The organism is Halobacillus locisalis, from assembly GCF_013694105.1.
Lineage (GTDB): Bacteria > Bacillota > Bacilli > Bacillales > Halobacillaceae > Halobacillus > Halobacillus locisalis.
Genome location: NZ_JACEFG010000001.1, coordinates 656632 through 677021, shown reverse-complemented (window position 1 = coordinate 677021; position 20390 = coordinate 656632). Strand labels below are relative to the sequence as shown.

The following is a 20390-nucleotide window of genomic DNA, read 5'->3' as shown; positions in this document are numbered from 1 at the left end:
TGAAATGTTCTACTTCTATTATAACTGAATATTCATTCAGACGTAACATTTATGACATTTTCACAAAAAGGATATTCTACAAATTTTTTAAAATTATTGAAGAAATAACGAAACTTTTATACCATGGTAATCGTTAGAATAAGTACCGTTCATACATATAAAAACAAAAATGGATGGAATTTTCGTACGAAGGGGAGTCATCATTATGTTAGAAGGAGCATTATCTATCATCATTCTATCCGTCATCGGTGTCATTGCTGTTGTCGGAGGGATTGTTACGTTTGTCATCTTTAGGCTTCGCTACAAAACAGCGAGCTCAAACGAAGCGTTGATTGTGACGGGCCCGAAACTAGGGGACCCTGAACAAGAAAAGAATGTCTTTGAAGATGATAACGGGCGTTCTGTTAAAATCATCCGTGGTGGAGGATACCGTCTGCGTATGTTCCAAACGGCTACACCGATTGATCTGACGTCATTCCAATTGCAGGTTAACTCAGAGAAAGCCTATACGAAGGAAGGTATTCCTGTACGTGTAGCGAGTACGGCCGTGATCAGTATTGGTAGTGAACTTGCTATTATGGCAAACTTTGCTGAGAAATTCTTAGGGAAAAAGCAGGGAGAGCGCGAATCGGAGTTGAAAGACGTTCTGAATGGTCATTTACGTTCTATCATTGCTTCCTTGCCGATCGAGAAAATTTACAATGACTTCAAAGAGGTCAATACACAAGTGAAGAAAATCGCGGAATCTGACCTTAAAGGAATGGGCTTCGAGATTACATCCTTCGCTTTGAATGATGTAGAAGATGTAGACGTCGAAAATGGTTACATCGATGCTCTCGGTCGCCCTCATATTGCTGAAGTACAGAAGAAAGCCAATATGGCAGAATCCGATGCAACAAAAGAAACACGCATTTACCAGGCGAAGAACGATCAAGAGGCTCAAGATGAAGAAAACCGTCGTTTGACAGCGGTGGCAGAGTCTACCAATGAAAAAGAAATCAAAGAAGCAGAATTCCAGAAAGAAGCCAACCGCGCTCGTGCTAATGCAGAACAAGCAGGCGAAATCGAACGTCAAAAACTGGCACAGCAAGTGAAAGAAGAAGAATTGAAAGTTCAATATATCGAGAAGCAGCGTGCTGTTGAACTCGAAGAGGAAGAGAACAAACGTCGTCGCTCGATTGCAGACGCAGAAGCCTACGAAGTTACAAAACGTGCACAGGCTGAAGCCGACAATGAACGTATTAAAGGGGAATCAGAAGCGGAGGTCATCCGTCAACGCGGGCTTGCAGAGGCAGAAGCCAAAGAACGTATGGCTCGTGCTATGGATGAATACGGAGAAGCGGCCATTATGGAAATGCTTCTCAACGTGCTCCCTGATTACGCAGAAAAAGTCGCTGCACCTCTTTCTCAAATCAAGGACATGAAAGTCATTGATATGGGTGGAAGCGGTTCTCAAGGTGGATCCACAAAGATAGCCAACAGTGTCACTTCAACGATGCTCGGTATCCAGGAGTCGTTGAAAGAAACGACGGGCATGGATTTGAAAGCGATGTTAGAAAGCTACGTGTCTCGAGGAGCGGTCAATGGATTTGAAAATGAAGCAAACCGTTATGAAGAAGTGTCCGCTACACAAGAGCACGAACAAACAGAAGAACCAGTGGAAGAGCAAGAAAGCACAGATGTAGATGAACCAGGAGAATATCATTCGTAATCCGTTCTAGCGTGTAAAGGACATTTGTTCTTTACACGCTTTTTCTTGGTGTATATGGAAATCATGTGTACGTGCCAGTTTTATGATAGGAAAGGAACTGGGCCGAACTTTGTACTTTAACACTGTATTAATTGTCTCATTTCAGATTTAGTGGTAAAGTCAAAAACGAAGTACTTTTGAATCGTAAAAAGGATTACGACTATAATAATCCCAAGCGAAATCTAATAAATAACTAGTAGTATGTAGTAATGACAAACTTCGAACCAACGTCCAATCGAAGTCGTTGTATTGCCATTGATTACTTGGAAGTAAGGAGTTTTCCACTTTGAAAATCGCCATCATAACCGAAACATTCCTCCCCTCAACAGATGGAGTCGTCACAAGATTAAAGGAAGCTGTTAAGTACTTGCGAAGCCAAGAGCATGAAGTGGTCGTCATCGCTCCTGACTTTGGAGTCACAGAGTATGAAGGAGCGGTTGTTGAAGGGGTAAAAACATCAAAAATGCCATTTTATCGCTATCGTGAATTTTCACTACCACAACGAAAAGTGAAGGATTTACTAAAGAAACATAATCCTGATCTGGTGCACGTCGTAAACCCAGCCATTGTGGGAGTGGCAGGTGTTTATTATGCTGATAAATTAAATTACCCACTGATCGCCTCTTATCACACCCACGTTCCGAAATACATGGATTATTATCGTCTATATCCATTGAAGCCACTCGTATGGTGGTATTTCAGGAAACTACACAATTATGCTCATATCAACCTATGTACGTCGAATGCTGTCAAGAAGGAGTTAGATGATAAGAACTTTCATAACGTGAGCGTGTGGGATCGAGGTGTAGCCGTCGATCATTACCACCCTCGGCATAAAAATGAATCGATGAGAGAAAGGCTTACAGAAGGAAAACCAGAGAACAAACTGCTTGTCTTTGTCGGTCGTCTTGCTCCAGAAAAAGAGATTCATAAATTAAGGCCCCTTCTAGATGAGAGAGAGGACATTTCCTTAGCTATCGTCGGAGATGGACCGGTCAAAAAAGAATTGGAAGAAACCTTCGAAGGCACCCGTACAGTCTTTACTGGATTATTGCACGGGGAAGAGTTGGCACAAGCCTTTTCTTCATCGGATGCATTGATTTTTCCTTCCGTTACCGAGACGTTAGGTCTCGTCATACTAGAAGCAATGGCATCAGGATTACCTGTGATTGCAGCAAAGAGTGGACCAACGATGGAACAAGTAGAAGACGGTCGCACAGGGTTATTGTTTGAGAACGAAAATACAGACAGTATGATCCAGGCAATCAAACGCCTTGAGGACGAAGAACTTTACGAGCACATGTGCAAGAATGCTAGAGAAGAAGCCGAAAAGTTCAGCTGGCAGAAACCATCGGAACAAATTTTAGATTATTACTTCGAAACGTTGGAAGTTTTCCAAAAAAGCCAATCCAAATCATCGAAAAAGTCTAAAGTAAAAGTCACGGAGTAACGATTCTCTGTGGCTTTTACTTTTCTTATGATCAGCGAATCCCTAGGCAAAAGCTTCATAAAAGCGCAACTTCGCAGAAACATCTTCATACCAATATTATTCTCTCTTAAAACTTAGTAGCAACTCCGAATGATTAATAAAAAAACAATCACCAAGATGAAGAAAGTACTATACGAACACATTTAAGCCTACCATAAACTTATCAAAAGGGAAGAGGGGGCGAACAAATTTGGTTTTATAACATGCAGAGTCACTGTCTTAGTGCGAAATTCAACCCAGTATAAATATGGAAGGTGTCAGAGCTTGGTAGAAGGACTGCACGAGCTGGATTCGTTTTTGTTCACGTCGTAGTGAGACAAAATATATTTATTACAGCTGTTCATAATGGAACTAAGATTATACATACGAAAGTGCGGCGGACCGATGATGAACTAGATCAACTGAATGGACATATATGAGCAACTGGTGATCCAATTCATACATAACGACACATTGGATGGATTAAGAAGACAAATGAAGAATGATTTAACGGAGATCTGGTCATGCTGAGTAAATTCTGAATGCATCAGTTAAGATCACAGTTTGCAATGATCAACGTATTGTTGAAATTATTTTATTTCGTCTCAGTATCACTAGTATACTTAATTATTGAGACATAAAAACCAAATCTTACATGACTGCCGATAATATATATTATGTTAACTAGATAAAAACAAATTATCGTGTTGGCTGTTTATGTCTTATCACCGCCCTTTTCTGTTACTTGTTAAACATTATTGATTTTACTCTTAGTCCGTCTACTGTACCATTATGATGCAACTGATCGCTGCTACGAATTAGTCTTGGATCGCTTGATGATTAATATGAAAGTATCGATTATTTACATAGCAGTTATTATATTTAAATTTTCAACAATCCGTAACCAAGACTTCACAACTAACCATCCGATCTATTTTCAGACTTAGCCACTTATTCGTTACATCTATCTTAGTCTATTGCTACATAGTCAATGCTCACGATAAATATATACCTAGTCACCCTAGACTTTTTAATATGTATGTTCGTTACGGCTCCAAATAGCAGCCCCCTTCACTTCCATCAACAAAACCGAACAATTGTTCTATCATGCTAAAAATAGCAATTTGGGTAGTAAATCAACGAAAATTAAAGGATTCCAGAGCAAAAAAATCAGCCCTCCTAAGAGAGCTGTCTCACATTTATTTTTTGTTCCCTAGCATTTTTTCAATCGATGACATGTCTTTTGGAACATTTCCGTTAACAATAGCTTTCACGAGTGCATCTTCTTTCTTTTTTGAAACCGGTTTGTTCGCGAGCGCAGATACTTTGCGAATGACTTTACGGACTGTTTTTTCGTCTTGGAAGTCAGCATTTTGCAATGATTGAGCTAACTTCATAATATCGTCCATTTTGACTCCTGTCTTTTTCTCGATGTTTCCAAACATAAGATCTCCCCTTTTATTATGAAACTATGATTATCTTATGGATGGATAAACAATCGGTATATGCATTTGTACTAGTTCTTTCTTAATTTTCGAATTTGTTGTAACCTTTAGACTAGAAACACGTCTAATTGGATGAAATTAGAAGAAAGGATGGTGTACGTATGACAAAGCGTTCGATTATAGGATTATTAAGTATCGGAATTGTCGGGACTATGATTTTATTCTTAATCAGCACAGGTAGTGGTGTTTCAGCAGAGAACCTTGAATCCAAGCTCGACGTTCCAGTAGACAAAACATGGACGGTGAATTTCTCCCAGCTCATGGATGACTCTAGTTTTACAGATGAAACTGTTAGAGTTTTTAACGAAGACGGCCAACAAGTCTCTATTTCATATGAACTAGCAGAGAACGATCGTGAACTTCTCATTCACCCACCTGAGAGTCTCTACTTACTTAACGAATCCTACACCTTAGAACTATCACAACAGATTAAAAGCCAGTCAGACGAATCATTAAGAGAGGACGTTACATTCCAATTCCACACAACAAGTGAAATTCCTACTATTGAGGATGGCGAACAACTCGCCGAGCTCATGAAAGAAAGTATAGAGCGCGATTCCTTTGCCCAGCCGGAGGCGGCGACTGAGGAGTCAGATACAAGTAGCGATTCTAGCGGTAGTAACCAATCAAGCGCCGTATCAGAGACCAACACTCAAGTTGAAGGCGTCGATGAAGCAGACATCATTAAAGCAACACAAGACTTCACCTACTTCGTCAGAGATGGCGAAGTGACCATCACAAGCAACGCAGCACCAAATGCTGAAGTCGTGGCATCTATAGTCGAAAAAGACTTCCATCCGAATCAACTTTATGTAAAAGGAGATCAATTAATCGTCATAGGCCACGGGCAGTTTTTCGATAAATCCACATTCGAAAAATATGACATTGCGCCCTCTTTATTTTATGGAGGAACGGCTGAAGTAAGGTTGTATGACATATCAAATCCGAGCAAACCAGTGTTTCAACGGAACATTCAACTATCAGGCTTTGCAAATACATCACGCGTGATAGACGGCCATTTATATGTCGTAGCCAACCATCACACCTACTTGGACCCTAGAGAAGAGAAAGAAATGGATTTTCGACCTCTCATTTTTGATTCTTCTGTTCATGAAAATCCAGAGAGAATACAATATGAATCCATTCACTACTTTCCTAAGAAAAACATGAATAACTTTATGACGCTTGCTTCTATTCCTCTCGATCAACCAGACTCAAGTGTTTCTATTGAAAGTTACTTGGGAGCATCTGAAGATATTTATGTGTCTAAAAACAATATGTATGTGACTTCAACGGAAGTGAAACGCTCGGAGAAAAATGGAGAAATAAGATTCGAGGACGTACACACAAATGTTAAACAGTTCAGCATAAAAGACGGAACCGTAACATTCAAAAATGAGCAGCATGTACCTGGTCGAGTACTCAATCAATTCTCTATGGATGAGAGAAATGAAGTCTTTTCGATTGCAACCACGACTGGTAATCGCTGGAGATCAGAAACCCCTTCTCGGAACCACCTCTTCACCTATGACCTTTCCTTGAATCGTTTAGGTTCTGTTGAAGGATTAGCCGAAGGAGAGCGAATTTACAGCGCACGCTTCATCGAGGACCGTGCTTATCTCGTGACATTTGAACAAGTCGATCCGTTGTTCGTCATTGATCTTAAAGATCCCGGGAACCCGAATGTACTCGGGAAACTGAAAATCCCAGGGTTCAGCAATTACCTCCACCCTCTTGGTGACAATCATGTACTAGGCTTCGGCCGCCAAACAGAGCTTGTCGATAATCCGGACGGGGGAGATCCATTCGTCCGCACAACCGGAATGAAAATTTCCATGTTCAATGTAGAGGACGTAACAAATCCTGTTGAACAAGACTCTGTTGTTATAGGTGGATATGGTTACTCAGAGTTGAATTACAACCATAAAGCGCTCTACTGGCATCCTGAGAAAAATATATTCGGCTTACCAGTTAACGCTCATAATCCGGAGGATAAAACACACTTTAACGGTGCTTACCTATTTGAGGTGGATAAACAAGATGGCTTAAGTGAGAAAGCGAACTTCACACTTCAACCAGAGGGAAAAGAAAATTGGTACTACTCTCTGAGACGTATGATTTCAGTCGGGGATGACCTTTATGCCTTTTCGGATAAAAATATGAAAGCATATGATCTGACGGAGATGGAAGAGTTGCAGGAACTGACTTTTCCAACACAACCCAGCCCATAATTTTAAAAAAGGAACAAGATACTATTCTTGTTCCTTTTTTTATGAGTGTATGGTTCTTCGGATTGATAAGGGTAACCTAGGTAAGATGCCACTTCTCTGTGAACGTCGATAAATAAGTCGCAGAGTGTGAAGAGGCAGCTCCACATCTCATCATAATTACTGTTTCTATAAGAATAGGAATAATCATCCCATCTTTCCTTGCTAAGATAACTTTCTAAGTATTTAGCTTGACTCCCTACGTTTACACGAAAATCATGTTCTACACCTATAGACCAAGATAGCATCCTCTTAGCCATTTGCCTCACAGGCCCCTCTAACATCGCTCGGGCATAAGGCATTTCCTTCCTCCATAACCCTTTTGCCACATATGTACTCACCCACCAAAATTCATTGCTACAAGCATTCAGCTCTTCTAGTGAAGGCTTTTTGACGAAATAATCCGATTCCTGTGATGCAGGAAGGTTGTTGAACTGTCCATCCTTATCCACCAATACTTCGGTTAAACTGTCTAAACTTTCCCGTTCCTTTCGAACATGAAGGGTTAAATCAATCCGATTTCCGTCCATAAATTGCATCAAATACGCAAATTTATTTTCCCTATGAGCTTCCATGTACACTGGATTCTGATCTGGACATTGCATAATTAGAATTTCACCGAAATCCTCTACCCAAGAATGATCGCTTTTGAAGGTGTCTAATTCAGTAACAACGTATACAATGTCGAAGTCCTGAAAAGAGTCCTTCTTAGCATTCGGACTAGCCCGCGATCCATTAAGTAGCACAGCGCGTACACGTTCATCGTTTTCAGCTATAAGGATGATCGTTTGAAACACTTCTTCTTCCTTACGCATCTCCCTCACCTCTTGATTGTAATTTGGATAAGCATCTCTTACACTTAATATCTACACAGTCTTATTTTTGTAGGAGGAATATAATCTTGAAAAAAGCAATCTTCTTCTTGTTGGCTATATGTGCGACCTGGTTAAGTCTACCGCCCAAAAAGGCTTATGCGCCGGCAAGGGCGAGAACTCAGCTGCTGCCGGGAGATTTACTGTTTTCTCCAATCGGAAGACAAGAGTCCAGATATGTAGGACACGTGGGGATCGTATCAAAAGATGGCTACGTCGTTCATTCTGTTCCAAGCGGCTTGATGAAAGATCCAGTCGATCACTATTATAGGAAATTTCGTGTTGTCAGCGTTTATCGAGCTGATGAGTCCGATGCGGGTCAGCAAGCATCTGCTTATGTAGAAAGTTTGTTCCGACGTTTTCCTAATGCTCTTTACAAGGTGAACACCCCCCTTGGAACAGACGACGCGGTCCAATATTGCACCAAAATAGTTTGGCAATCGTACTATTACGGAGCCGGAATCAACTTAGGTCGTTTACCATCTAAAATGCGTGCCGTTCATCCTTCTCTCCTAAAGAGGAAGAGACAGTTAAAGAAGAAAAGTTAACTTCCTTCTTTAATCTGTGTCAGAAAAGCTTCTTCCGGAACGAGCTCAATAGAGTGCCCTTGAGCGAGCAAGGTCTCAGCGCGTTCTAGTTTCTCTGTCAATAGACCGTTTAGATAATCAGTATAGGTTTTATCCCCAATGACTAAATAGTTGGTAGAAGCTTCTACGTAATTTTGGACTCTGCCGCCTTTGCTTGTGATTTGTGTGATTGCCTCATCACGTTTGAGTCCTCTCAATTTCCCTGTAAGCACGAAACTTGAGCCATAAAAAGGATGAGAACGATCAGCATTTGCTGCAATATAATCATATGCCGATGGCTTTTTAGCACGTTTCTTACTATTTCGCCTAGCTGGTTCATAGCCACCTTCGTACATCATTCCGTTCGTCGTTTGAGTTTTCTCAACTAGCTGTTTTGCTGTGGTTGCATTCAGGTCCTTGGCTGCATGCATAAAGATCCGGGCTGCAGCGCGTGCATCGTCTAACGCTTGGTGGTGGTTCAAGTGGATCCCTAAATGGTCAGATACGGCTTTCAAATTATACTTCGGTAATGACCACGTTTTCTTAGAAATATTTAATGTGCAATTATAAGCAAGCATGGGGTAAGGAAGATCATACTGAGTCAATACGGCACGCAAAACAGACATGTCAAATTGGGCGTTATGGGCAATAATCAATTTCCCTTCGACCATGTGTTTGATTTCATTTTCCCAGAGATGTTCAAATTCATTGGCATCTTGGACATCTTCTTGTCGAATGCCATGAATACTAACATTGATGGGAGCAAAATAGTTTCGTTTCGGTTTGACCAACCGGTAGTATTCTCGTTTTACTTCTCCTTTTTCATATTCAACCATGCCTATTGAACAAACGCTATCTTTAGATGAATTGGCGGTTTCAAAATCCAAGGCTATAAAATTCATTCTTCATCCCCTCTCCTCTTAACTATCTGTTATTGTTGTTCTACCCTAACTAAAGTGAGCGATAACCAAAAAGCAGCCGTTAAGCACTGCGCCTATCCCCGTTGTAAATCATAAGAACCCAATTCATTTAGAATTGGGTTCTTATATCAATAAGTAGAAAAGATATCGTCCACAGATTTACGTGTTTTATCCTTCGGTTTCTGATCGAAGAAGCCTAAGTTAATAAAACCTACAATTTTTTCATCAGGCTGTACGCCAAGCATGTCACGCACTTTAGGTTCATTGATTTGAGGAGGTGTTTTCCAGACGACACCGAGTTGTTGCTCCCAAGCTAGTAGCTGGAAATTCTGAATCATACAGCTAATCGCTGCAAAATTCTCTTCCCATTGCTTCTGACGAGGATCCTCTTTCATGACTGCAAACATAAAGGCAGCTGGTTGGTTGAACATTTCTCGCTTTTTGTCTTGAGAATCTTTCGGGAAATGTTTAACGAAAGATTCAATAAAAGCTTGTTTTCGATCACTCGGAATGAAAATAAAGCGCCAAGGTTCACGCATACCATGCGTTGGAGCCCATCTGGCATCTTCTAACAGCTCTTTCACTAATGATGTCGGAACTTCTTGATTTGTATAACCGTTCTTGACGGAGCGGCGCTCTCGAATGATTTTTGCAATATTTGACTGGATTTTTTCCAATTTCCTCACCTACACTTCTTAGTCTCTACTAAAATGATAATTGTTCTCAATTATTCTGTCAACTTGATTCACAGATACTTAGACATATGTAAATCTGTTGTTTCAAACTTTAATCGATTATATAAGTGAATAGCTCGCTGGTTATGTCCAAACACATGTAAAGACAACTTATGGACGCCTTGGTCCCTTAAGTAGATCTCCAGCTCTTGCAAAGCACTTTTTCCTAACCCTTTCCCCTGATTAACTTCAAAGATAAGAAAATTATAAATAAACGCTTCTTTTTGCTTGTGATCAGGGTCAAAGTGATACCAAAAGTAGCCGATATTCTCGTGGTTTATTTGGATGGACAGAAAATGATGATTCGCAGTATGTAACCCATTCGGTAGTAATTGATCAAACGTTTCCTTCGATTTATCCAAAGCTTCTTCTTCAGTCCATGTGCCAGCCTTCACTTTCTCACTAGCGTAATGTTCCTGTTCCCCTTCCATGATGCGGTTGAATTCTATTTCATTCATCGGAACTAATGCAGTCATTAAATTCCTCCTATGCAAACCTTTACTTTATCGTACAATCCGTTGTACTAAATGGCAAGAACAACCGTGAATCAGCCATTAAAAAAGGATAGCCTCTCATGGCTATCCTTCTCACCTCTTATTCAAATAAATCCGTATATTGCTCATATCCTCGCTCTTCTAACTCATCTTTCGGTATAAATTCTAACGCTGCAGAATTCATGCAATAGCGCAAACCAGTCGGCTCAGGTCCGTCTTCGAAAACATGGCCGAGATGAGAATCCCCGTGCTTACTACGAACTTCAGTACGAACACCTAATAAACCAGGGTCGTCTTTCGTAACAATATTTTCAGGCTCAAGGGGTTTAGTGAAGCTCGGCCAGCCGGTTCCTGATTTATACTTGTCTATTGAACTAAATAGAGGCTCACCTGAAATCAAATCAACATAGATGCCCGGTTCTTTTAAATCCCAGTAAGGATTGTTATACGCCTTTTCCGTCCCATCTTGTTGGGTGACTTTATATTGGATATCCGTCAATTGATCTTTTAGTTCATTGTTTGTAAACGTTTTGGTTTCCCCTCCATAGGTTTCCACTATTAATCGATCGGATGGCGATGAACTCGTGCTCTCACCCGATAGACGATTAAATGCCCATGGTGCGATTGCTACGGCTATTGCAACAAAAAGAATACCAGCCCACATCATCGGTTTTCTCATCCTTTTCCCTCCTTATGAGGAATGGTTATTTCAATCATAACATTTACGCATTCATCTCTAGAAAGATTCTGCTCATCCCTTATGAAAAAGGAGATAGTTGGTCATCCTATAATAAATGATGGAATTGGGAGGAATGAAGGTGCGTTACAGAGGTATTCTTATGATACTCATTATTAGTGTAGTCGGTTGTACGGCAAATAACCAACAAGAACAACCTGAGGATTTAGTCGTCACACCGACAAGCTATGATGTGAGAGAGAAGTCTGATCCTTTATTTGAATATGAGCGGTTCAATTTACTGGTGGACTATGAGGATGAGTTACAATATGAAGTCAATTTTGATCAACAACTTAAAGTAGCACAGATCAAAGAGTTGAAAGATCAAAATGTTATTGGTAAAGAGGCATTCAACCAACTCTCCCCTCACTTGATGGAAATGAGTTTTGATGAAGACACGCCAGAACATGAGGTCATACGTGAAGTACTTGAGATCTTAGGTTTGAAAGAAACATTTCAAGAAGTAGTACTTGATGTTAAGTTCGAGAATGGAATCGAAAAACTGTATAATCAATAAAAGATAAGCCCTAGATCTTTGATCTGAGGCTTATCTTATTGTTGTTTTTTTAATAAATGTTCGGAGTTGCTACTAAGTTTGAATCAAGAATCATGCTTGATAACCGTACGGTTATCCTGCTGTTCGACTTTGTTTTCCTTCATTAGTTTTCCAAGTGCACGCTTAAATGCTGATTTACTGATATGGAAAGTGTCGCGAATCTCCTCTGCGTCGCTCTTATCATGAAAAGGCATCACACCATCGTTTTCTAATAGATAGTCAAAGATCACTTCTGCATCTTCTTTTCTACTTTCTTGTTTCATCGGTCGTAAAGATAGGTTGATGGTTCCGTCTTTTTTCACGTCAATGACACGTGCCTGTAATGTTTCACCTAGACGAGGTTCTTCTTTTCTCTCCGTTGGATGAATAAAGCCACGGTACCCTTCACCAGTTAATACTGCAGTTCCTGCTTTGGTTGCCTTATACACTCTTGCCATCACGTCCTGGTTCAGAAGGTCATCAGGAGCTTGTTCAAGATCGTCCATCACTTCTCCCTCAGAGATGGGTTCCGCTAGAAGACGACCCTTCTTATCAACTTCCAGGCTTACAAAAAGATGATCGCCTTCTTTCGGCCATACCGTTTTAAGTAATGGCAAGTCATCTTTAGAAACGAGTATATCTTTGTGCTCCAGTCCAATATCAACAAACGCACCAATATGAGGCACGACTTCTTTTACTTCCGCCCAACCGTAAGAATCTCTTGAAGGTTGAGGTTGTTCCATGGATGCTGCCGGTTTTCCATTCTTGTCCACATAAATAAAAACGTCTACTTCCTGATTCAGCTCAATATCTTCTCGAGCTGCTTCATCCGGAAGAACCAGTTTTTCTCCTTGGACGTCCAGCATAAATCCATTCGTTATTTTCTTCTCTACTTTTGCTTTTTGTATCGTACCTAACAGGTTATGATTCATTTTTTTCGCCTTCCTTTAACAAACGATTATCACGTATCCTCACCTTAGTGTACACAAGAATACTACGAAAATCGACAAAAGTCCGCATTTATTTTAAATAAGAAAAAAAGTGTGGCAGATGCCACACTTTTCATCGTGATTAATACCACCAAGAAGCTCCCACAATAATAAGGAGAATAAACAAAACGACGATCAACGCAAATCCTCCACCATAACCTTTACTCATAACCAAATCCCCCCTTTACTTCTATATATGTAAAAGGTAAGGAAGTGGTATGGGTGAAAGAACTAGAGAAATGGTTGGCTTCATTTTGTTTGGTTGTCCTTTTTCACATCAGCCTTCAGTCCAAAAACTTCTGCAAGAAGACGGTAGGAATGCTTCTTCTTTTCTTGATCGTAGATGTTGGTGATGACTAGAAATTCATTGATTTCGTACGTGTGTCTGAGCTCAGATAATTGCTCATAGACCTGCTCAGGAGTTCCAATCACGCATCTCTTCCGGTTCTGTTTAATTTTTTCTCGCTCGTTTTCCGTAAAGGGGTAAGCCTTCACTTCTTCCGTTGAGGGAACACGCGTATCAATACCTTTCTCAACTTGTAATAACCACATATCCTGACTCAAGGCAAGCTCTTCAGCTTCTTGTTCTGTTTCAGCACAAACAACAAAAATACACGCATTCACCTGAGGAGAAAGGAAGGGATACGTAGCTTTGAATCTTTCCCGATACGTTTGTATGGCTTTCTCTCCATGAGTCGGGTCGATGAAATGACCAAATGTAAAGCCTGTCCCATTCACAGCTGCATGCTTAGCCCCCCGGTCGCTGAGCCCTAATATCCAAGTAGGTGGCTGCAGAGAGGTTTCTGGTCTTGCTCGTACACCATAATAATCGTGCCCTTTAGGAACATCATCATAAAGGTAGTAATGCAACTCTTTTACTTGTCTAGAGAACGAACTTAACGGTTTTTCGACGCCGTCCGTTAACGCTAGTCTTGTTTTTTTACCACCACCTGGTGATCGTCCTAACCCTAAATCAATACGTCCAGGGTAAAAGACCTCCAATGTACGGAAGCTTTCTGCCACTTTCAAAGGACTGTATTGAGGAAGCAGGACGCCCCCCGAACCTACTCTGATGGTTGAAGTATGAGCAGCAATCTGACCAATTAAGATATCTGGTGAAGTACCTGCTAGTCCATTCGTATTGTGATGTTCGGCTACCCAATATCTGTAATAGCCTAATTGTTCAGCGTATTGAGCTAGATCGATTGTCTGATGTAAAGCGTGGCTTGCCGTCCCCCCTTTTGATATAGGACTTTGATCCAGAATACTCAAGTTCATAGGGGTTCCTCCTCGTCTTCTTAACGATAGACATCTTTCATGATTTTCTGTAGAATGTCTATTTGTTCTTCAAAAAGGATTTTGTATCGTTTTTTCAGAACATCGAATTCTTCTTTACCTTGATCGGTCAAATAATACCAATACACCTTTTGTCTTTGCTTCTCATGAGACTTATAGTCTTCTTTACGGTATAATAGCCCTTCCTCTGTCATCTCATGGAGCGTATCTAATAAAGTGGAAGGCGCCGGAATCCAGTTTTTCGTGAGTTTCTTGAATTCACCTTTAAAGTGCTCACTAATCATGGGTTGAGATACTTGCAAAAGGTGCATAATATAAAACTTTGTAAATTGAGCAGCACTCATGTTAAGCGCAAACCGTTTTGGATTATTTTTATGAGACAAACCGATCCCTCCTCTAATATGATTCACCTTAGACTTATTTTACAATAGAGGAAGTACCTGTTGTCCAATCATACGCACATTCGTTCGATAATCAATGTTTGTTGTTTTTTAAACTGGTTCGGAGTTGCTACTAAGTTTAAAGTGAAATTATTCATTTATAAGGAAGCCAATTTTTCCGAAATTTCGGGAATTACGGACGTATTCAAAAGCCTCAATATGCTGGTCGAGCGTAAATGTGCGATCCAGCTCCGGCTTAATGTTATGTTGCGTAATGAAATGGAGCATGGCTTTGAACTCTTCAGCACTCCCCATCGTCGAGCCTAGCAAATTGTATTGTCCGTAAAAGAATTCGCGAATATTGATTTTCACTTCATCGTTTGTCGTTGCACCGAAGGTCACGATTGTTCCTCCCTTACGAATGACTTCCAAGGATTTCTGGAACGTCGCCTCTCCAATGCTTTCCAATAATAGGTCGATTGATTCACCGGATAACGATTCTTTCCAATCGCTATTCGTTTCGATTGCGACATCTGCACCGAGCTCCAAAGCTTTCTCACGTTTCGTTCCTGAGCGGGATGTGACGACAACACGCGCTCCGATAGCTTTAGCAAATTTCAAGGCAAAGATAAGTACACCACTTCCGATTCCCGGCAACATGACCGTTTGATCTTTTTGCAGTTTTCCACGAGTGAATAATGCTCTATAGGCTGTCAATGCTGCAAGAGATAAGACACCTGCTTCCTCAAAGTTCAAGTGCTCAGGCTTGGTTTCTAGGTGTTCCTCGCTACAAGCATAATACTCCGCAAACGTTCCATCATCAGGAAGACCAACAATTTCAAAACCTCTTGGTGGAGCTTCACTATTTTCTATCCAACCTAACCCGGGGTTGATGACAACCTCATCACCTATCGTAAATCGAGTCACCTGATCTCCTGTTTCCACAACAATGCCTGAAGCGTCCGAGCCTGGTATAAGAGCAGGGTCTTCTCCTTTATGTCGTTTCTCAACAACGGCTACATCCCTGCGATTCATCCCAGCCGTCTTCACTAATACTTTCACCTCATTTTGCTTTAAACCTGGTTCGTGTACTTCCTTTACTTTTAACCCCTCGATACCATCTAGATTCTCATGTACAATCGCTCTCATAGGAATACCCCTTTCAATACGGTATGTGGCTCTAGTCTATCAATAAGCACTGATGAAGGCTAGTCAGAGCAATTCTACACAAAAAACCCCTCATTCTCTTTTTACATTCAGAGAATGAGGGGGGGGAATCAGTTAAGTACTTGAACGGTTACGGACCTGCGACCGAAATTTAATGCTTCATTTCGATTCGGAATAAAGACATCGATTCGATTGCCGTTAATAGCACCACCAGTGTCACCAGCAATGGCCGTCCCGTACCCTTCTACGTAGACTGTAGAACCTAGCGGAATCACATTGGGATCAACAGCAATGACCTTTTGATTTGGATTTGCTCGCAAGTCTATTCCTGTCGCCGTAACTCCACTGCACCCGTTACAATATGCTGTATATGCAGTCGCTTCTGCTGTAAATTGCTTCACGACACTATTATTCTTTTTAGGTGAAGATGTGGTCTTCGCTTTAGGAGTTTCAGAAGACGTTGACTGAGTCGATGATCCTTGAGAACTTGCCACACCTTTCGTAGACAGTGTCTGCCCTGGATAAATGGTGGTAGAGGAAAGGTTGTTCATCTTCATTAGTAGACTGGATGTTGTACCTGTTTTGTTTGCGATTTCCCATAAGGTGTCACCAGATTGTACGGTATAAGTATGTGATGAATCAGACGTAGATGCTTCTTTTGTTCCTGATATCGTTAACGTCTGAGCCGGATAGATAATATTTGATTGTAAACCATTCCATGATTTCAATTGATCGACCGTAACATTGTATTTTTGTGCAATCCCCCAAAGGGTATCTCCTTTTTGAATCGTGTACTGCTCAGCACTCACAGCCGTGGCAAAAGTACAAACAAAAGCGACAGTTAAAAATAAAGTGAAAATCATTTTTTTCATTATTTCTGCCTCCCCCTTATTTCGGTGATCCGCTTTTCGGATGACCTTATGGTTACAAGATTACCAGAATCAAACAAGAAGAGAAGAACAGGGAAATGACAGTTTCTTATCAAACATAACACGAATATTTCATTAGAATGACAAGCTTGGATATCACTACTAATTTGCCCCATAAGAAGTCTTAAGACTTGTTTTTTCGTGTAAATTAGACGTTCTGAATGCGAATTTCAAGTCCAATTCGACTTCAACCAGATAACCAAAAAAAAATCGTCTCAAAGAAAAAAAGTCTGCCAGGTGGCAGACTTTTTTTCAGAGTGTTGAGCAAGTCACTTTCGGTTCTTCCAAGTTGAGAAGGGGCCGGTGGCGGGGAAACGACTCCCTCTCCGCAGGAGGCGGTGAGCTTCCTCGTTCGCTACGCGACCTGCGGGATCTCACCCAAGCCTCAGCATCCTGCAGGAGTGTCGACGTTTCCACGCCACCTTACTTCAGGAAGGCTGAACCTCTAGAGAATTCAACGACAATGAGGGTCTCTACGGATGACCGCATCATGCTGCTTGGCGAGGTTCCGTTCCACTATTTATCGCATAATGGGATGGAAAACGGGTAGACTGCCGCGGGAGAAAGGACTCAAGGAAGACCCCATAGAGAGTGTCAACGAACGAGGAGGCTTGCCGCAGGAAAGCGAGTCGTTTTCCTTCCCACGGTATTCTTATACAATCTAACAGAACCGTTCCACTGACTTCTGCAGGCAGCCTGAAAAAAAGTCTGCCAGGTTGGCAGACTTTTTCTTTACTACATTGATGCTAATTGTTTTTGTACGTCTTTGTCAGCTAAATATTCATCGTAGCTCATCTCTTTGTTCATCACTTTACCGCTTGGTGTAATCTCAATGATGCGGTTCGCGATTGTTTGAACAAACTCATGGTCATGCGATGCAAAGATGACAGAGCCTTTGAAATTGATCAAGCCTTTGTTTAATGATGTGATTGACTCGAGGTCCAAGTGATTTGTCGGCTCATCCAAGACGAGTACGTTTGCTCCTGACAACATCATTTTAGATAGCATGCAACGAACTTTTTCTCCACCTGAAAGAACGCTCGCGTTTTTCAATGCCTCTTCACCAGAGAACAACATACGACCAAGGAAGCTACGCAAGAATGTCTCTGTTTCGTCTTCAGGTGAATATTGACGAAGCCACTCGACAAGGTTCTTATTAGATCCTTCGAAGAACTCCGAGTTGTCTTTAGGGAAATAACTTTGTGAAGTTGTAATGCCCCACTTATACGTGCCTTCATCCGGCTCCATATGTCCCATAAGAATCTCAAACAGGGTCGTTTTTGCCGTTTCATTGGATCCGACGAGGGCAACTTTATCATTCGCATTCAACGTAAAGCTCACATTGTCCAATACCTTGACACCATCGATCGTCTTCGATAGATTCTCGACCGTTAGTAAGTCGTTCCCGATTTCACGATCTGCCTTGAATGCAATATAAGGATACTTTCGTGATGAAGGTTGAATATCATCAAGCGTGATCTTTTCGAGTAATTTCTTACGGGATGTCGCTTGTTTCGATTTGGAAGCGTTGGCGCTGAACCGCGCAATGAACTCTTTCAAATCGTTAATTTTCTCTTCTTTTTTCTTGTTTTGTTCCTGAGCCATCTTCATAGCCAGTTGGCTTGATTCATACCAGAAATCGTAGTTCCCCACATACACTTGAATCTTACCGAAGTCTAGATCCGCAATGTGCGTACAAACATTATTCAAGAAATGACGGTCGTGCGAAACGACAATGACCGTGTTTTCAAAATCAATCAGGAAGTCCTCAAGCCATTGGATTGCTTTAATATCCAAGTGGTTGGTAGGCTCATCAAGAAGAAGAACATCAGGATTACCAAATAGGGCTTGAGCAAGTAGGACTTTCACTTTTTCAGATCCGGCCAGTTCACTCATTTGCTTTTCATGAAGAGCTTCACCAATTCCAAGTCCCTTTAATAAACGAGCAGCATCGGATTCTGCTTCCCAACCATTCATTTCAGCGAATTCACCTTCAAGCTCTGCGGCACGCATGCCGTCTTCTTCCGTGAATTCACCTTTCATATAAATGGCATCTTTTTCTTTCATGACTTCATATAGTCGTGTATGGCCCATGATGACCGTATCCAACACTTTATATTCATCATATTCGAAGTGGTTCTGTTTCAATACCGCTAGGCGTTGATCTTTCTTCAAAGATACTTCACCTGTTTGGGCTTCAATTTCACCACTCAAAATCTTAAGAAACGTTGACTTCCCTGCACCGTTAGCTCCAATTAAGCCATAACAGTTTCCAGGGGTGAATTTTATATTGACATCTTCGAATAATTTTTGATCGCCGAAACGAAGACTTACATTGTTTACGTTTAGCATATAGAAAATCCTCCAGTTAATGAATGTACATCACTTTTGATTATACCATTCATATGGAGGATAGAACAAACTCGTTTATGATTTAAAGTATTCTTTCTCAACTAACCACTCACGAAATAACTGGTAATCACGCTCAACGATTTTTTGATAATGGCGCGACCAAAGGACCAACTGATGACGGAATAGTTTTTTCTCTGACCCAATCGCATCCAAAATCGCACCTTCACTGTGATAGTCCATAATCCCTTCATCGATATCTGCATCTGCTCTAGCATGAGATTTGGCACTGATTTTCGCCATCGTCCTCACAGTCCGCTTTACATCTTTATGGGATGTCCAATGTTTATCCTTCAATTCCTTTGAAAAAGGAGAACGCTCGCGCACATAGAAATCTCGACCTCGGAAAGAGAAATATCCTAAGTACGGGTCAGCTTTATGGTGCATGGCCCGCTGGGTATGAATCACTCTGCGGCCCTGGTGTTTATTGTCCTCCCAAAATTGGTCATCGTATGAGAAGAAATAAGCCGGAATAGGTGTTCGAGCTTCTTTAGCCTCTAAAATGATGTCATCTTGATGATCACCCGAATGTTCACCCTCGATCAAGATGTAATAACGTTCCAATCCGGTCGAACCAATCCCTGACCCCTTTTTCTTGACGACATCCTTAATTCTGTAAAACCTTTCATGTTGCTTTGTTGTTGGGTCTAATGACTTTATGTAATCCTTCCAAGCGGAAGCCAAGTCATTTCGCTCCTGTTTAGAAACGGATGATAATTTCTCTTTCCCAATATCAAATGAACGAATCGAATCATGATCGACAATGGTTTGTTTGTCTAGCTCATGTGAATGCTTACGCTCTTCAAGCTTCTTTAAAGTCTTCTTGATCGGTCCCTTTGTATTTTCAACGGAGAATTCTAGCGAAACTGGATCCTCATCGCCTTCTTCGAAACGTTTCAGTTGTTTCACATATGCCTTTAGATACTCCTCTACAAATGCATCCTGTTCTTCCGGCATCCATTCATGCTGAGCGGTCATCAGCCGAATACTAACCACCATCCGTAAAACGTCATAAAGATAAGAGCCTAAATAACCTTCATCAAAATCATCAACATCAAAAACGATGTGATGATCCTCATTCTGAAAGCCACTGAAGTTATCAGCGTGCATGTCCCCCATAATCCACGTTGGGCGATCGGTCGGTGTATGAAAAGCGAATGGAAGATCGATTACATCATAGAAAAATAAATACGCACTGCCTCGGAAGAAGCTGTATGAATCCATACGCATCTTATCGTATTTCTTACGCCTACTGGATTGAGACAATTTCATAAGTTCTCCGTCGAATTGATCCAGAATCGTATTGATCGTTTTCTTTCGCAGTACATGTTTGGTGGAACGTACTCGATCAGCTTGCTGGTCCATACTTATTC

At 41.1% G+C, this 20390-nt stretch carries 19 protein-coding genes; 5 read left to right on the top strand and 14 right to left on the bottom strand.

Annotated features, from left to right (window positions below):
- Positions 1–205 precede the first annotated feature (205 nt).
- Both H0266_RS03605 and H0266_RS03600 read left to right on the top strand, forming a co-directional pair.
- Positions 206–1711: a flotillin family protein gene (locus H0266_RS03605; protein WP_181471002.1), complete on the top strand. Its 1506-nt coding sequence runs from the start codon at positions 206–208 to the stop codon at positions 1709–1711.
- 325 nt (positions 1712–2036) lie between these two features.
- The gene (locus H0266_RS03600) at positions 2037–3200 is read left to right on the top strand and encodes a glycosyltransferase family 4 protein (protein WP_181471001.1); all 1164 of its coding nucleotides are present in this window, start codon (positions 2037–2039) and stop codon (positions 3198–3200) included.
- Between the two features lie 1217 nt (positions 3201–4417).
- Here the strand turns inward: H0266_RS03600 and H0266_RS03595 are convergent.
- Positions 4418–4663: a stage VI sporulation protein F gene (locus H0266_RS03595; protein ID WP_181471000.1), complete on the bottom strand. Its 246-nt coding sequence runs from the start codon at positions 4661–4663 to the stop codon at positions 4418–4420.
- A 161-nt stretch (positions 4664–4824) separates the two neighbouring features.
- On the opposite strand from H0266_RS03595, the gene H0266_RS03590 reads away from it, so the two are divergent.
- Positions 4825–6954: a beta-propeller domain-containing protein gene (locus tag H0266_RS03590; RefSeq protein ID WP_181470999.1), complete on the top strand. Its 2130-nt coding sequence runs from the start codon at positions 4825–4827 to the stop codon at positions 6952–6954.
- Between the two features lie 2 nt (positions 6955–6956).
- Here the strand turns inward: H0266_RS03590 and H0266_RS03585 are convergent, their stop codons facing one another.
- Positions 6957–7805 carry an aminoglycoside 6-adenylyltransferase gene (locus H0266_RS03585; protein ID WP_181470998.1) on the bottom strand — a complete coding sequence of 283 codons (849 nt, stop codon included), beginning with the start codon at positions 7803–7805 and terminating at the stop codon, positions 6957–6959.
- Between the two features lie 86 nt (positions 7806–7891).
- Between H0266_RS03585 and H0266_RS03580 the strand changes: the two genes are divergently transcribed.
- Positions 7892–8410, top strand: a complete 519-nt coding sequence (locus H0266_RS03580; protein WP_181470997.1) for a YiiX/YebB-like N1pC/P60 family cysteine hydrolase — start codon at positions 7892–7894, stop codon at positions 8408–8410.
- Here H0266_RS03580 and H0266_RS03575 read toward each other — a convergent pair.
- From H0266_RS03575 to msrB, 4 genes are all read right to left on the bottom strand, one after another.
- Positions 8407–9330 (bottom strand): exonuclease domain-containing protein, encoded by a 924-nt coding sequence (locus H0266_RS03575; RefSeq protein ID WP_181470996.1) that lies wholly within the window; start codon positions 9328–9330, stop codon positions 8407–8409. The genes H0266_RS03580 and H0266_RS03575 overlap by 4 nt on opposite strands.
- A 146-nt stretch (positions 9331–9476) precedes the next feature.
- The gene (locus H0266_RS03570) at positions 9477–10025 is read right to left on the bottom strand and encodes a nitroreductase family protein (RefSeq protein WP_181471718.1); all 549 of its coding nucleotides are present in this window, start codon (positions 10023–10025) and stop codon (positions 9477–9479) included.
- Positions 10026–10093: 68 nt separating this feature from the next.
- On the bottom strand, positions 10094–10558 hold the full coding sequence (locus H0266_RS03565; RefSeq protein WP_181470995.1) for a GNAT family N-acetyltransferase: 465 nt from the start codon (positions 10556–10558) through the stop codon (positions 10094–10096).
- Between the two features lie 118 nt (positions 10559–10676).
- Positions 10677–11255: a peptide-methionine (R)-S-oxide reductase MsrB gene (gene msrB / locus H0266_RS03560; protein ID WP_181470994.1), complete on the bottom strand. Its 579-nt coding sequence runs from the start codon at positions 11253–11255 to the stop codon at positions 10677–10679.
- Positions 11256–11373: 118 nt separating this feature from the next.
- Between msrB and H0266_RS03555 the strand changes: the two genes are divergently transcribed.
- Positions 11374–11829 (top strand): YusW family protein, encoded by a 456-nt coding sequence (locus tag H0266_RS03555; RefSeq protein ID WP_220127097.1) that lies wholly within the window; start codon positions 11374–11376, stop codon positions 11827–11829.
- Between the two features lie 83 nt (positions 11830–11912).
- Here H0266_RS03555 and H0266_RS03550 read toward each other — a convergent pair whose 3' ends face one another.
- The 8 genes from H0266_RS03550 to H0266_RS03515 all read right to left on the bottom strand — a co-directional run bounded on the left by H0266_RS03550 (position 11913) and on the right by H0266_RS03515 (position 20382).
- Entirely contained in the window at positions 11913–12779 is an 867-nt protein-coding gene (locus tag H0266_RS03550) for a CvfB family protein (protein ID WP_181470992.1), read from the bottom strand.
- A 139-nt stretch (positions 12780–12918) separates the two neighbouring features.
- On the bottom strand, positions 12919–13005 hold the full coding sequence (locus tag H0266_RS03545; RefSeq protein WP_008640034.1) for a YjcZ family sporulation protein: 87 nt from the start codon (positions 13003–13005) through the stop codon (positions 12919–12921).
- 80 nt (positions 13006–13085) lie between these two features.
- Positions 13086–14114, bottom strand: coding sequence for an LLM class flavin-dependent oxidoreductase (locus H0266_RS03540; RefSeq protein WP_181470991.1), 1029 nt, complete (start codon positions 14112–14114; stop codon positions 13086–13088).
- Between the two features lie 20 nt (positions 14115–14134).
- Complete coding sequence (locus tag H0266_RS03535; protein ID WP_181470990.1) at positions 14135–14515, bottom strand: helix-turn-helix transcriptional regulator; 381 nt, start codon at positions 14513–14515, stop codon at positions 14135–14137.
- Positions 14516–14662: 147 nt separating this feature from the next.
- Positions 14663–15661, bottom strand: a complete 999-nt coding sequence (locus H0266_RS03530; RefSeq protein ID WP_181470989.1) for a zinc-binding dehydrogenase — start codon at positions 15659–15661, stop codon at positions 14663–14665.
- A 128-nt stretch (positions 15662–15789) separates the two neighbouring features.
- A complete protein-coding gene (locus tag H0266_RS03525; RefSeq protein ID WP_181470988.1) occupies positions 15790–16551 on the bottom strand; it encodes a LysM peptidoglycan-binding and 3D domain-containing protein in 762 nt (253 codons plus the stop codon).
- Between the two features lie 792 nt (positions 16552–17343).
- Positions 17344–18960, bottom strand: coding sequence for an ABC-F family ATP-binding cassette domain-containing protein (locus tag H0266_RS03520; protein ID WP_181470987.1), 1617 nt, complete (start codon positions 18958–18960; stop codon positions 17344–17346).
- Positions 18961–19035: 75 nt separating this feature from the next.
- Entirely contained in the window at positions 19036–20382 is a 1347-nt protein-coding gene (locus H0266_RS03515; protein ID WP_181470986.1) for a DUF2252 domain-containing protein, read from the bottom strand.
- Positions 20383–20390 lie beyond the last annotated feature (8 nt).